The organism is Arcicella sp. LKC2W (assembly GCF_034931005.1).
GTDB lineage: Bacteria > Bacteroidota > Bacteroidia > Cytophagales > Spirosomataceae > Arcicella.
On record NZ_JAYGIN010000015.1, the window covers coordinates 17,974 to 31,533 of the forward strand.

The 13,560-nt window shown below is 35.3% G+C and carries 14 protein-coding genes; 9 read left to right on the top strand and 5 right to left on the bottom strand.

Going from position 1 to position 13,560, the window contains the following annotated elements; genetic code table 11:
* The first annotated feature begins 96 nt into the window (after nt 1–96).
* The 3 genes from VB796_RS13110 to VB796_RS13120 all read left to right on the top strand — a co-directional run bounded on the left by VB796_RS13110 (nt 97) and on the right by VB796_RS13120 (nt 3,431).
* Nucleotides 97–1,449, top strand: coding sequence for a vanadium-dependent haloperoxidase (locus tag VB796_RS13110; RefSeq protein ID WP_323347005.1), 1,353 nt, complete (start codon nt 97–99; stop codon nt 1,447–1,449).
* 66 nt (nt 1,450–1,515) lie between these two features.
* On the top strand, nt 1,516–2,232 hold the full coding sequence (locus tag VB796_RS13115) for an SGNH/GDSL hydrolase family protein (RefSeq protein ID WP_323347006.1): 717 nt from the start codon (nt 1,516–1,518) through the stop codon (nt 2,230–2,232).
* A 134-nt stretch (nt 2,233–2,366) separates the two neighbouring features.
* Nucleotides 2,367–3,431 (top strand): phosphotransferase family protein, encoded by a 1,065-nt coding sequence (locus VB796_RS13120; protein WP_323347007.1) that lies wholly within the window; start codon nt 2,367–2,369, stop codon nt 3,429–3,431.
* 80 nt (nt 3,432–3,511) lie between these two features.
* Here VB796_RS13120 and VB796_RS13125 read toward each other — a convergent pair whose 3' ends face one another.
* On the bottom strand, nt 3,512–4,108 hold the full coding sequence (locus VB796_RS13125; RefSeq protein WP_323347008.1) for a HupE/UreJ family protein: 597 nt from the start codon (nt 4,106–4,108) through the stop codon (nt 3,512–3,514).
* 310 nt (nt 4,109–4,418) lie between these two features.
* Between VB796_RS13125 and VB796_RS13130 the strand changes: the two genes are divergently transcribed.
* The 4 genes from VB796_RS13130 (at nt 4,419) to cysM (ending at nt 8,383) form a co-directional block, all read left to right on the top strand.
* Nucleotides 4,419–6,026, top strand: a complete 1,608-nt coding sequence (locus VB796_RS13130; protein WP_323347009.1) for a GMC family oxidoreductase — start codon at nt 4,419–4,421, stop codon at nt 6,024–6,026.
* A complete protein-coding gene (locus VB796_RS13135) occupies nt 6,023–6,895 on the top strand; it encodes a serine O-acetyltransferase (protein ID WP_323347010.1) in 873 nt (290 codons plus the stop codon). Before VB796_RS13130 ends, VB796_RS13135 begins: the two co-directional genes overlap by 4 nt.
* A 130-nt stretch (nt 6,896–7,025) precedes the next feature.
* On the top strand, nt 7,026–7,508 hold the full coding sequence (locus tag VB796_RS13140; RefSeq protein WP_323347011.1) for a DUF6169 family protein: 483 nt from the start codon (nt 7,026–7,028) through the stop codon (nt 7,506–7,508).
* Nucleotides 7,505–8,383, top strand: a complete 879-nt coding sequence (gene cysM, locus VB796_RS13145) for a cysteine synthase CysM (RefSeq protein WP_323347012.1) — start codon at nt 7,505–7,507, stop codon at nt 8,381–8,383. The genes VB796_RS13140 and cysM overlap by 4 nt, the downstream gene beginning before the upstream one ends.
* A 151-nt stretch (nt 8,384–8,534) precedes the next feature.
* Here the strand turns inward: cysM and VB796_RS13150 are convergent, their stop codons facing one another.
* The 3 genes from VB796_RS13150 to VB796_RS13160 all read right to left on the bottom strand — a co-directional run bounded on the left by VB796_RS13150 (nt 8,535) and on the right by VB796_RS13160 (nt 10,037).
* Nucleotides 8,535–8,732 carry a hypothetical protein gene (locus VB796_RS13150; protein ID WP_323347013.1) on the bottom strand — a complete coding sequence of 66 codons (198 nt, stop codon included), beginning with the start codon at nt 8,730–8,732 and terminating at the stop codon, nt 8,535–8,537.
* 216 nt (nt 8,733–8,948) lie between these two features.
* A complete protein-coding gene (locus VB796_RS13155; RefSeq protein ID WP_323347014.1) occupies nt 8,949–9,284 on the bottom strand; it encodes a LytTR family DNA-binding domain-containing protein in 336 nt (111 codons plus the stop codon).
* 21 nt (nt 9,285–9,305) lie between these two features.
* Nucleotides 9,306–10,037, bottom strand: a complete 732-nt coding sequence (locus VB796_RS13160) for a hypothetical protein (protein ID WP_323347015.1) — start codon at nt 10,035–10,037, stop codon at nt 9,306–9,308.
* Nucleotides 10,038–10,204: 167 nt separating this feature from the next.
* On the opposite strand from VB796_RS13160, the gene VB796_RS13165 reads away from it, so the two are divergent.
* Complete coding sequence (locus VB796_RS13165) at nt 10,205–10,957, top strand: LytTR family DNA-binding domain-containing protein (protein ID WP_323347016.1); 753 nt, start codon at nt 10,205–10,207, stop codon at nt 10,955–10,957.
* 7 nt (nt 10,958–10,964) lie between these two features.
* A complete protein-coding gene (locus VB796_RS13170; RefSeq protein ID WP_323347017.1) occupies nt 10,965–13,082 on the top strand; it encodes a tetratricopeptide repeat protein in 2,118 nt (705 codons plus the stop codon).
* Nucleotides 13,083–13,124: 42 nt separating this feature from the next.
* Here the strand turns inward: VB796_RS13170 and VB796_RS13175 are convergent, their stop codons facing one another.
* Nucleotides 13,125–13,454: a hypothetical protein gene (locus VB796_RS13175; protein ID WP_323347018.1), complete on the bottom strand. Its 330-nt coding sequence runs from the start codon at nt 13,452–13,454 to the stop codon at nt 13,125–13,127.
* Nucleotides 13,455–13,560 lie beyond the last annotated feature (106 nt).

Sequence of the window (13,560 nt, forward strand, 5' to 3'; positions counted from 1 at the left end):
ATTTAAGAAATTAGTTTTAATCTGAAATATTCCTTAATTCGTATTAATTATTCACACAAAATGTTTAGCCAAATCTATCAAAACCATACAACCAAAATGCAAAAAAGTGCCTTATCATTTTATATATTCTTCGGATTATTGCTACTGGGGAGTTTTAATTTTTCCAATGCCCAGACTAAAATATCCAAAAATACAACTGCCTACGATGCTAATATTCCCAAACAATATGTTCGATTAATCAATACAATGATTATGAAAACGGGTATAGCTGCTACAAATGCCGCACGTATTCATGGATATGTTGGTATAACGCTTTATCAGGCTACTAATGGCGGTTCTCCTACTTATCGCTCTCTAACAAACCAAATTAATAGCTTCACTAATCCGCCTATTGCTAATAAAAACCTCTTGTGGGATGTTGTGGCAAATGAAGCCCTAAAAACAGTAGCAGACAGCTTGTTTTCTTATTTATATCCAACTCTTGCCAACTATAATTATATACGTAAGGCATTGGATACTTTACATAAAAACAACAATATCTATTTTAAGTCTATTTATAAATCACCAAAACAAATTGAAGAATCAGCTATTTTTGGGAGAAAAATGGCTGAATATGTATATCAATATTCTAAATCTGATGGAGGATTTCGGAAAAGTATAGAGGAAACTGTTGCTCGTGATTACACCCATTATGAAGCTCCAAGTGGTTCATCTTGGGACGATACCAAGACTCGCTCTCGTATTTCGATACAACCAACATGGGGGAAAAACAGGACTTTTATCAAAGATGTTTATGAACAAACAAAACCTGCAAATCCAATTGTATTCTCAAAAGAACCAGATTCTGACTTCTATAAACAAGCGATGGAAGTTTATGAAATATCAAGACAATTGACCTTTGACCAACGATTAATTGCCGAATATTGGCGTGACGAAGCGGTGGTTTCTTATACTCCAGGTGGGCATACAATTCATATTTTGGTCAATGCTCTTGAAAAGGAAAAGGCATCTTTAGACAAATTTGCTTATGCTTATGCCAAAACAGGAATTGCTTTAAATGATGCTTTTATTTGTTGTTGGGAAACTAAATATTCAACCAATTGCATACGTCCAATAACTTATATACAAGAGGTTATTGACAAGCGTTTTAAGCCGTCATTTTATACTCCTGCTTTTCCAGAATACACCTCGGGACACTCTACACAATGGGGTGCTGGAGCGGAGGTTTTGAGTTCGATTTTTGGTAATCAATATGCCTTTATTGACCAAACTGACTATTTAAGAGACAAATTAGTACCTCGAAAATTTAAGAGTTTTGATGAAGCTGCTCAGGAAGCATCAATGTCAAGAATATACGGAGGAATTCATTTTCGTCAGGCTTGCGAAGTGGGTTTGGAACAAGGAAAACGTATTGGAAGAAGTGTTAATGGATTAAATTGGTTGAAGTAATTCAACATCTAATTCGTCAAAAATTGCGTATATTTTCTTGAATAAAAATCTAAAATCAACTTGAAAATGAAACAATTTCCATACATACTATCTTTTATTATGATGATGATTTCTTGTAGTTCTTCAGAGCAAAAAGAAGGTATAAGTCCGAACATACCACCAACCAATATGGATAATACTAATATTCCTAAACGAACTTATTTAGCACTCGGAGACTCATATACAATTGGGCAAAATGTTCCTGAAAGCGACCGATGGAGTGCTTATTTATGCAACTTAGTGAAGCCTGATTTTGGCATTCCACAGTATGATATTATTGCTCGAACAGGTTGGACAACCGAAGAATTAATTGATGCCATTAATGATAGAAAGCTATCGGGAGAGTATGATTTGGTATCTTTATTAATTGGCGTAAACAATCAATATCGTGGACAAAGTATTGAAAAATACCGCATAGAATTTAGAGAATTACTCAGAATAAGTACGAAATATGCCAAGAACGAACCTCAAAATGTAGTCGTTTTATCTATTCCAGATTGGGGCGTAACACCCTTTGCAGGAAGTAGTGACAAACAGAAAATAGCTTCTGAAATCGACAAATTCAATGCAGTTGCTCAAGAAGAAGGTAAGAACATGAAGATTGCATTTGTGAATATTACAGACCTTTCGAGAACAAATATTGATGCTTCAATGATAGCCAGCGACCAGTTACATTTCTCTGGAAAGATGCACGAACTTTGGGCAAAAGCTGCCTTACCAACAGTCAAAAATATATTAAAATAAGATATCTCAAGCCCTATCAACACCATTTTGATAGGGCTTAATTTTGCATCAATCTATATAAATCCACAATTTTTCATCATTTTGTCCTAACTTGTCGAAATAATTAAAGTACAAAAAACTGAATTACACGCATCATGTCAGACATAAATATCGACAAATCAACGCAGATTCGTCAAGGCGAAGAACTCAATCAAGACCAACTTAATGAATATTTAAAGGCTCAAATTCCAGATTTTGGGCAGATTTTAGGCATCGAACAATTTGCAGGAGGCTTTTCAAATTTGACATATTTGATAAAAACGGCTGAAAAAGAATACGTTTTACGTCGTCCACCATTTGGAGTAAATATCAAATCTGCCCATGATATGGAACGAGAATTTAAGGTTTTGTCTCTACTAAAACCGCATTATCCGAGAGTACCACAAGCCGTAATTTTCTGTAAAGATGTGTCTGTAATGGGCTGTCAATTTTATGTAATGGAGCGAGTAAATGGGGTAATTTTCAGAGGAAAAGATGCTCTAAAAATGCGTATTTCTGAAACTACAATGCGTAAAATTTCAGAGAATTTGATTGATAATTTAGTTGATTTACACCTGCTTGATATTGAAAAAACAGGCTTAATTAATCTCGGGAAACCAGAAGGATATGTACAACGACAAGTAGAAGGTTGGATTGGCAGATACGAAAAATCACTAACGGATGATATTCCAGCGATGATTGAAATTGCGGATTGGATGCGGGCAAATATGCCACGTCCGCAAGCTCCAGCCTTTCTACACAACGACTATAAATACGATAATGTATTATTAAATCCTGATAATTTGACGGAGATTCTTGGGGTTTTAGATTGGGAAATGTCCACCGTTGGCGACCCTTTAATGGATTTGGGGGCAAGTCTTGCGTATTGGTGCGAAGATGGCGACGGTCAATTCCTTAAATCGTTCAATATCACGTGGTTAAATGGAAATTTAAACCGTAAAGAAGTAGTAGAGCGATATGCCCAAAAAACGAATAGAGATGTTACAGATATTTTGTTTTATTATGTTTTCGGACTGTATAAAAACACCGTCATTATGCAACAAATTTACGCTCGATGGAAAGCAGGATTAACAAAAGACCCACGTTTTGGTGGCTTAATTTTGGGAATTCAAGAATTATCAAAAATGGCAATTCAAGCAATTAAACGGGGTGATTTGTAGAGACAAGGCATTGCCTTGTCTTTAATTTGCAAAAAATATTGTAAAGACAAGGCATTGCCTTGTCTCTACAATTGACAAAACTACTGCCAAAATTCCGCATCTCGTATCAACGTAAGAGCAACACCCGCTACAAGTCCCGAAAGAATTAAATTCCAGTCGTGCTTTTTCACTCTGAATAAATCCAGCAGTAACGAACTGATAATCAAAGAAATAGCCACAATTACTAATTGCCCAATCTCTAAACCAATATTAAACGCCAAAAGCGGCTGCCAAATACTTTCTTCCTTTCCTAAAAGACTACGCAGATAGTTAGAAAAACCCATTCCATGAATTAAACCAAAGGTCATTGCCATTGGATAACGAAACATTGAAGGTTTCTCTTTATCCAAAGAATACTCCGCAGACTTATGAAAAAAGTTCAGAATACACGTCAAAAAGATAGTAATTGGGATTAATAACTCAATCAATTTTGAGCTATAAGTAATAAGATTGAGTGTTGCTAAAGCCAAAGTTATGGAATGTCCGATGGTAAAAGCTGTGATGAGAAAAGCTACTTTCTTCCAATCTTTTAAGCGAAAAATAGCACATAGAGCAACCACAAAAAGAATATGGTCATAGCCATTTATATCAGTAATATGTTGAAAACCGAGCGGTAAATAAATTTCAAAATCAGACATTTGTGGTTAGTAAAAGTTAAATAGTTTCGGAATTATCTACAATTTGTCGCAAGACAAAATTAGACCACGGATAGAACAGATAAAACAGATTTACACTGATTTTTCTTTAAACTTATCCGTGTAAATCTGTTGAATCAGTACAATCTGTGGTCTAATTTTATTCTGCGACAAATTGTAGATAGTTCCGAATAGTTTTCACAAAATTACAATTTTTATTGTTATATTCTCAATCAAAAAACTGCATTATTTGATGATAAAATGGTAATTTACATTACCATAAACAATCTTTTCATCACACAAAATCACTTCTATGAAACCCGACTATATTATTATTGGAGCAGGTTCGGCAGGCTGTGTTCTTGCCAATCGTTTGTCAGAAAATCCTCAAATAGATGTACTATTGATAGAGGCTGGCGGAAAAGATAATAACATGAATATTCACATTCCTGCGGCATATTCTAAGCTCAATTATGATAAAAGTCTGAATTGGGACTTCTTTACAGAACCTCAAAAACACGTTAACAATAGAAGAATGTATCAACCTCGTGGCAAAACTTTGGGCGGTAGTTCATCCATCAATTGTATGGCTTACATCAGAGGAAATAAAGAAGATTATAACGATTGGGAACGTTGGGGAAACAAAGGTTGGAACTATGAAACGATGCTTCCTTATTTCAAAAAATCTGAAAATAATGAGCAATTTCATAATGAATTTCACGGAATGGGAGGCTTATTAAATGTTACGCATAATCGGAATATTACGCCTTTGGCAGAGGCTTTTGTAAGAGGAAATATTGAATGTGGTATTGGAGAAAACTTTGATTTTAACGGAGCGACACAAGATGGAGCAGGTAAATTTCAATTTACTATTAAGGATGCAAAACGCCATTCTACTGCCTCCGCATTTTTAGTTCCTGCTTTAAAAAGACCTAATTTGAGAGTGCTTACCAATACTTTAACGAAACAATTATTGATTGAAAACGACCGAGTAATTGGTGTAGAAATCATCAAAAAGGCTTCTGAAACTACTGAAAAAATATGGGTAAAAAAAGAAGTAATTGTGTCAGCAGGGGCATTTCAAAGCCCACAAATATTAATGCTTTCGGGGATTGGGAATGCTGATTATTTGAAGGATTTTGGGATAAATTCAAAAGTAAATTTGACGGGTGTTGGGCAGAATCTTTCCGACCATCTTTTTGTAAATCTCAACGTATTATGCAATCAAAGAATAACCTATAATAACGCCGAACGTTTCCCTTGGATAATTGGCAATGCGTTTAATTATTTTGTCAATAAAAAAGGTCCATTATCATCAAGTCCTTTAGAAGCTTGTTCATTTGTCAGAACAATTCCCAATCTCGACCGACCAGATATGCAATTTCATTTTGCCCCTGTCATGGGTGAAGATATTCATGATTTATCCAAATTACCCAAAACAGAAGGATTTACTATTCTTCCAACACTACTCGCTCCCAAAAGTCGAGGACACATCGGTTTACATTCTAATAGAGCTACCGACGCTCCATTAATTGACCCACAATATTTTTCTGATGCCAATGGGGAAGATTTAGCCACGATGTTAAGAGGCGTGAAAAAAGCAAAAGAGGTCATTTTATCGGATGCCTTCACTCCTTTTCGGAAAGAAAATCATTTGAATTTCCCCATGAATTCAGAGACAGACGAACAACTCATTGAGCATATTCTGAATCATTGTGAAACCGTTTATCACCCCTGCGGAACGTGTACGATGGGCATAGATGATAACGCAGTTGTTGCTCCCGAGAACTTAAAAATACGAGGTTTGGAAGGCGTAAGGGTTGTCGATGCGTCAGTAATTCCAATGGTAATTTCTGGTAATACCAATGCTCCAGTGATTGCAGTAGCAGAAAAAGCGGCTGATTTAATTTTAAATGGATGAATCAATTAGGCATGATTATCGTTAATTTTGAAATAAAGAAGTCAAAGCAAAACCTAACGACAAATAATATGTTGCCAAAATCATTCTTAGAACAACTTTGCGAGAAACATTCCAAGCCAAACACTTTTCCAGCAACTACGGTGGTAAAGGAATTATTTACCGACATTATGCTGGCGATGTTCCCCGAACAAACGCAAAGACACTTTGGTTGTGTGGATGAACTTCAAGAAGCTTTTGACCAAATAGAATTACGTTTAACACGAATGTTACGGTCGATGCAACAACATTTGCGAGACGACGCACGTAAAATTGCGAGTAGTTATATTCAACAATTACCCGAAATCTACCGTATTTTACTGACAGACGTACAAGCGATTATGGCGGGCGACCCCGCTGCTCAAAGTGAATATGAAGTAATTAGGGCTTATCCAGGGTTTTATGCCGTTATTTTTTATCGTTTGGCAAATGCACTATTGAAATTTGATGTTCCAATAGTACCCCGAATTTTGACAGAATATGCTCATTCCAAAACAGGCATTGACATTCACCCAGGGGCAGAAATTGACGAATATTTCACTATCGACCACGGAACAGGTATCGTTATTGGGGAAACAACCACTATTGGTAAAAATGTAAAAATCTATCAAGGTGTAACATTGGGAGCATTATCGGTTAGTAAATCAATGGCATCTATGAAACGCCATCCCACGATTGAAGACGGCGTAGTGATTTATGCAGGAGCAACAATTTTAGGTGGAGAAACCGTTGTAGGGGCAAATTCTATCATCGGTGGCAACGTTTGGTTAACCCGAAGTGTACCTGAAAACACCAAGATTTACCATCAAGAACAAGTGAAGATTTTACAGTAAATTTGTACCTTTGAAAAAAATAAAATTATGGACACAATAAAAAAACCAAGATTACAATTGATAATCGAACAGATGTTGAGAGACAAGGAACTTATCAGCAAAGTTGGTGTGGAACGTGCTTCAAAAGAATATGGACTTAAATTTTCTATCCCTGACACCTTATCCCACTTACCAAGAAGAAAACGATAGTGAGTTTTTCTTTACAACAGATGAAGGAGATGATTATACTATCTATTTTACGGATACAGAAGGATATTTCCCGAAATTGTCTTATTCAAATTCTGTAAAACTTTTTGGATTTGACTATCTTGGCAAACCTAAAAGTGTTAAATATGATAAGAAAATTTCGGATACTATAATCACTTCTATCTTAAATTTTTTAAGTAAAGAAACTAACATTCTTATCTATGTTTGTGGGCAATCAGATGCTAAACAGAGATATAGAAATCGTCTTTTTAATAGATGGTTTAAAGATTACAACCAAATGGGATTTGTCAAGTATGATATTACTTATGATGGCGATACTTATGTCTCTTTTTTAACCTCTTCAAAAAACCCTAATTTATTTACTTTCCAATATGAGTTTATGAATTTTGGTAACGAATACAAATGACAATATTAGATTTAGTGGGCAACACGCCCATCGTAGAATTAAACAGAATTAATCCGAATCCTAACGTTAAGATTTACGGAAAATTAGAAGGACATAATCCAGGTGGTTCGGTAAAAGACCGTGCAGCATATAGCATGATTAAAGGTGCTGTGGAAAGAGGTGAAATCGAGCCAGACATGAAACTGATTGAAGCCACTTCTGGAAATACAGGTATTGCCTTAGCCATGATTGCACGTTTGTATAATCTTGATATTGAATTAGTGATGCCCGAAAACTCTACCCGTGAACGTGTCCTTACGATGGAAGCATTCGGAGCAAAAGTAATTTTGACTCCTGCCGAAGAAGGTATCGAAGGTTCAAGAGATTATGCCGAAGCCCAAATGACAAAGGGTGGTTATTTTATGCTCGACCAGTTCGGGAATTCGGATAACTATTTGGCTCATTACCGTTCAACAGGTCCAGAAATTTGGAAAGATACCAACGGAGAAGTTACTCACTTTGTAAGCTCGATGGGAACAACGGGTACAATCATGGGAACGTCGATGTACTTGAAAGAGCAAAATCCGAAAATTCAAATTGTGGGTTGCCAGCCAACGGAAGGGTCTAAAATTCCAGGGATTAGACGTTGGTCAAAAGAATATTTACCCATGATTTTTGATGCAGCAAGAGTTGATAGCATCATGGATATTTCAGAAGAAGAAGCCCGAATTATGGCAAATCGTTTGGCAAAAGAAGAAGCTATTTTTGGTGGAATGAGTAGCGGAGGAGCAGCAGCAGCAGCCATCAGATTAGCCCAAGAATTAGAATCAGGTGTAATTGTTTTTATCGTTTGTGATAGAGGGGATAGATATTTATCAAGTGATTTATTTGGGTGATAATTATGTACCACGATTCTCCAGAATCGTATCCACTAAATTCACAATTCTCCAGAATCGTATCCACTAAATTCACGATTCTGAAGAATTGTGGTAGGCTATCCGCCCGACAAAAAAGCCTTGCAAAGTAATTCTGCAAGGCTTTTTTTTACTATTTTCTCTGATAAATCTCTCCTAATTCAAAACTAAAATCTATGGCATTAAAATGAACATAATGATTGACCTCTCTCTCTTTTATTAATGACCAGTAGTCTTCATTTTCTCTTCTATAAATCTCTATTTCAGGATTGTCTGTTAAAACATATTCTTGTAAAGTAGGAATCGTTTTGCAAGCAATAAGAGTCTTCAATTTCTACTATATTCTCAACTTTAACCACAGTTTGAAATTATTGATGTTTCGTTGATAATACGATATACAAATTCTTGCACTAAGTACAAATAAAAAAGCCCTGCTGATGAGCAAGGCTTTCTGTTAATTTAGACAACATATCAGTAAAACGATGAAGTATATCTTTTTGTTTCATGTTTGAAAAATTATTAGATTATTTTTCAAAATAATCCATTCTTAAAAACTTCCTTCAAACTGTCTTCTTTTACGTCTTGAAATCTCCACTTCATAACCATCAGTCAGTAAGAGTTGAGAATTATAAGAGTCGTGCTTTACAATACATTGCTGATTGACGATAAACCCTCGATGAACTCTCAAAAACCCCTTACTTTCCAATTGGTTTTCATAGTATTTCAGTGTGTGTGATGTAAGCCGTTGCGTACCATTTTTCAGATAAAAGCAGGTATAATTAGAAATACCTTTGAGCATAATTATTTGGTTTATATAAATGACTTTCTTTTTACGTTGGTCAATTGTCAACAAGTCATCTTTATAGATTTTGAAATTTTCCATATTTAGTGTGTAAGTGATAATTTATTCAAGGTAAGTTATTAGAATTTTATAGGGCGAACCGTATGCGGGTATATTTGTACCTGCAACGGCAGTTCTGGCAAGCTTGCTACTATTTCCATTATTTCTAATAATATCAACGCTGGTTGAACCAATGATATAAGTGAACTCAAATCCGTTTGTACCACCAGGAGACGGTCTGTTATCGATAAATTTTGGAGGAATGATAAGGTCATAATTTCCACTGGCTGAGAGAATTGTAGGTTTTAGAATAATGGAAACGTCAATGATTTTATCCCAATTGAGTCCATGTGGTACTGAGGTCGTCAAAGAAGCCGATGTTTCAGTGGCAAGTGCAACATTAATACTTCCTGTCAATAATATTGTTTTAATGGAAGGAGTAGATTTAGTGACCCCTGCCGTTGTGGTAGTGGTTTCATTACCCAACTTTGTAAAACCGCCAATAACTACTTTTTCAGTTGTTGAAGTTATACCGCTTGCTGATGTCCAAGAGGAAGTTCCTCCCCCGCCCGAAGCCGCATTTCCCAAAATAACATTTCCCGAAGCATCTACTGATAATACTTTGGTTGGTGTTGTTGCTGCGGATGATGAGGAATTTAAGTTCGTAAATTTCAATCCACTTGTTCCTGCCGATGGCGACGTAACCGTAAGACCTGGACTAATGGTCATGGGTTGTTGGGCAATTGCTGAAAAGCAGAAATTTATAAAGAGAATTAATAAGAATATTTTTTTCATGAGTAAAGTTCTTTTGTTATTTGATGGTTCAAAACTACAAACTCAGTCATCCTTTTTTAGAGTCACTCCATGAACTGTCATTAAAACCGAATGAAACGTACATTTGGATTCATAAACCGTTTTAAGTATTTTGCACTAAGAAATATCCACTAACATTTTTAACTGTTATGACTCTCAACGCCATCATTGTTGATGACGAACCCGCAGCCCGCTCCATGCTTCGGCAAATTATCACTGAACATTGCCCAATGATTAACCTGGTAGATGAAGCTCCTGATGTAAAATCTGCCGTAAAATTGATTAATAAGCACACCATTGACCTTGTATTTTTGGACATCGAAATGCCCGAAGAAAACGGCTTTGCTCTATTTGAATACTTCAACCAACCAACTTTCGAGACTATTTTTTGTACTGCTTATTCAGAATACGCCTTGCGTGCTTTTGAGGTTTCGGCGGTGGATTATATTTTGAAACCAATCAGTATTTCAAAAGTGATTTTAGCAGTTGAAAAAGCCATAAAACTGGTCGGGCAAAATCAAATTATTCAGCGAGTGAGTGTTTTGAAAGAAAATTTGAGCGTAAGTAAACTCCAAAAAATTGCTCTACCAATGGCAGATAGTTTGGTTTTTGTGCAGTTAGAAGATATTTTTTTCTTTGAAGCCGACGGTTCATATACACACGTGGTTACGAAGGCTGGCAAAACACTTGTGAGCAAAAAAATCAAGGAATTTGATGAGCTTCTAAGTAACGACACTCGCTTTTATAGAGTACATCGCTCTTATCTTATCAACACGCACCAGATTGTAAAGTACAACAAAAAAGACGGAGCCATGATTGAATTTACCAATGGTTTTTCGGCACCCGTTGCCCGTGAAAAGGTGAAGGAATTTGATGAGTTTATTTCAGATATTAAAGTGTAATTTTTCGATGAAAAAAATATATTTGTTGCTACTAATTTCTTGGTCTTCGTTTGGGCAAAATAAGGATAGTTTACTGAGGGTTATCAATAATTACAAGTTGAGAGATACCATTCAATGTGAAAGATTGAATCAATTTATTGAGCTTGAAAACGATGAAAAGGTTTGGATGAAATACAATACTATTTTAGGACAAATTTGTAGCCAAAAATTAGGTACATCCCTATCCGACAAAGAGCGAAAAGCCTATAATAATTATTGGGGAATGCACTTCAATAATATTGGATTTTACTACACAACTATAAAAGGAAATTATGATAGTGCTTTATACTTTTACAGTAAAGCCGTGTTAAAATTTAAGAATGGAGATAACTTAAACGCTTTGGCTCAAACGCTTCAAAATATTGGTACTCACTATGATTATAAAGGCGAACCCAAACAGATTTTAAACAACTATAATCAGGTATTAGATATTTATACAAAAACAAAGAATTTTGCTGGTTTAGCCAACATTTATGCTGATTTTGGGCGGGTTTATTGTGAAAACGGAGCCATTAATAAAGGGATGGAGTATTTTACAAAATCGCTAAAAATCTCTGATGACATCAACGACAAAGCCTCAAAGGCAAGAACGTTAGGTTTTCTAACTTCTTCTCTTTTAGACCAAAAAGAATATCAAAAAATCTTAGATTATGCTTTTGAGTTAATTGACTATTACGTGAAGAGTGGGGATAAAATATTATTGGGTCAAGTATATCACCAGATTGCTTTTGTTTACAGTGAATTAGGGAAATACAAACAAATGTTCCAATATTCTGAAAAGGCAATGGCAATCGCAAAAGAAAAAAATCTACCTTCTCTACTCTCAGATACATACGGACTTTTAGCAAGTTATTATTTAGACCACAATCAATTAGATAGTGCCTACAAATTTACAAATATTGAATTGGAGTATGGTAGAAAGAGTATAATTGAACCAGGTTATACAATGGCAATTATTCGATATGCCAATATTCTGAAATTAAAAAAGCGATACCGAGAAGCCGAAAATTTTGGTTTAACTGCTTACAAAAGAGGAGAAAATTCGGGTAGTGTTGAAACAATAATGCAAGCCTCAAAAAGATTAAAAGAAATCTATAAAAACCTTAATAATACACCTTTAGCTTTTCAGTATGCAGAGATTGAGATTAAAATGAAAGATAGTTTGAATAAAATCAATACTAAAAACTCAGCCATCAAAGCATTATTCAAATACGAAACCGAAGCCAAAGATGATGAAATCATAAAAATTGCTCAACAAAAACAAATCTCCGAACTCGAATCTACTCGTAAAACTACCCTAATTTACAGCATCTTAGGAGCAATTTTAGCCTTATCAGCCATTGCTTATTTTTCATTTACAAGGTTCCGAGCCAAAAAAGAAAATGAATTATTAACAACCCAACTCGAAGAAGCAAAACGCCGTATCGAGATTGAACAAAAAGCCACCGAAAGTGAACTAAAAGCCCTCAAAAGCCAGATGAATCCGCATTTTATGTTCAATGCTCTAAACGGTATTCAAGAGCAATTTATGTATGGAGATAAGGTAAAAGCCAACGAGCAAATGGGGAATTTTACGTACTTGACCCGCCAAATTTTAACGGTTTCGGGTAAGAAAAAAATCAACCTTTCCACCGAAATCGAAATTCTTACTAAATATTTAGAATTAGAAAAAATGCGTTTTGCAGAGGGCTTCGACTATACCATAAATCTGAGCAAAAACATTGACGAAGACTATCACCAACTCCCGCCCATGTTGATTCAGCCTTTTGTAGAAAACAGTGTCAAACACGGGTTACTCCACAAACAAGGAGACAAAAAATTAAGCATAAGTTTTGATTTGGATGAAACAGAAGAAAACTTGATTTGTGTAGTAGAAGACAATGGAGTTGGACGTGTAAAATCAGCCGAAATCAAAAGTAAACGTGTGCAGCAACATGAATCTTTTTCAACATCTGCCACAGAAGAACGTTTGAGATTATTGAACAATGACCTCCAAAATCAAAACTTAATCGTTTATGAAGATTTGAAAAATGATGATAACCAAGTCATTGGTACAAAAGTTACGCTTACCATTGCCTTAGGGTAAAATAAAAAATCCCGTTTTCAGATTGAGAACGGGATTTTTTATTTACAACTTACTATACATCTGAACTTTACCATCCATATCAGCCGAAACTACCAGAAGCACTCTTCCTTTTTTGCCCCCTGCATAGTCAAAAAGTTTATCGCCTGCATCCATTGCAATCGTTGTAATGATATTTTTTTGTAGTCTATACGAGCTATTGCCGCCACCATTATAAACGGTTACTTCATCACTCGTATCATTTTTGATTTTAATTTTGATACTTCCTCCTACCGCAAAAGATTTTGTTACAGGAACAATTTTGACATTTTTATGAGCAATTGAAGTCATTGATACCAAAGCCAATAACATAAGAAGAGATAATGTTTTTTTCATGATTTTATTTTTTGTTTAGTTTATGGTTCAAAATTATTGGATTCAATGTCAAGTATTTTTCCTAATCCATGAAACGGACTCTTAACAACACGAAATGGGCTTTTGA

What these genes read in the sequence shown, in the direction of transcription:
- VB796_RS13110 (WP_323347005.1), top strand. Translation starts at nt 97, where the DNA reads ATGCAAAAAAGTGCCTTATCATTTTATATATTCTTCGGATTATTGCTA.
- VB796_RS13115 (WP_323347006.1), top strand. Translation starts at nt 1,516, where the DNA reads ATGAAACAATTTCCATACATACTATCTTTTATTATGATGATGATTTCT.
- VB796_RS13120 (WP_323347007.1), top strand. Translation starts at nt 2,367, where the DNA reads ATGTCAGACATAAATATCGACAAATCAACGCAGATTCGTCAAGGCGAA.
- VB796_RS13125 (WP_323347008.1), bottom strand. Translation starts at nt 4,108, where the DNA reads ATGTCTGATTTTGAAATTTATTTACCGCTCGGTTTTCAACATATTACT.
- VB796_RS13130 (WP_323347009.1), top strand. Translation starts at nt 4,419, where the DNA reads ATGAAACCCGACTATATTATTATTGGAGCAGGTTCGGCAGGCTGTGTT.
- VB796_RS13135 (WP_323347010.1), top strand. Translation starts at nt 6,023, where the DNA reads ATGAATCAATTAGGCATGATTATCGTTAATTTTGAAATAAAGAAGTCA.
- VB796_RS13140 (WP_323347011.1), top strand. Translation starts at nt 7,026, where the DNA reads ATGGACTTAAATTTTCTATCCCTGACACCTTATCCCACTTACCAAGAA.
- cysM (WP_323347012.1), top strand. Translation starts at nt 7,505, where the DNA reads ATGACAATATTAGATTTAGTGGGCAACACGCCCATCGTAGAATTAAAC.
- VB796_RS13155 (WP_323347014.1), bottom strand. Translation starts at nt 9,284, where the DNA reads ATGGAAAATTTCAAAATCTATAAAGATGACTTGTTGACAATTGACCAA.
- VB796_RS13160 (WP_323347015.1), bottom strand. Translation starts at nt 10,037, where the DNA reads ATGAAAAAAATATTCTTATTAATTCTCTTTATAAATTTCTGCTTTTCA.
- VB796_RS13165 (WP_323347016.1), top strand. Translation starts at nt 10,205, where the DNA reads ATGACTCTCAACGCCATCATTGTTGATGACGAACCCGCAGCCCGCTCC.
- VB796_RS13170 (WP_323347017.1), top strand. Translation starts at nt 10,965, where the DNA reads ATGAAAAAAATATATTTGTTGCTACTAATTTCTTGGTCTTCGTTTGGG.
- VB796_RS13175 (WP_323347018.1), bottom strand. Translation starts at nt 13,454, where the DNA reads ATGAAAAAAACATTATCTCTTCTTATGTTATTGGCTTTGGTATCAATG.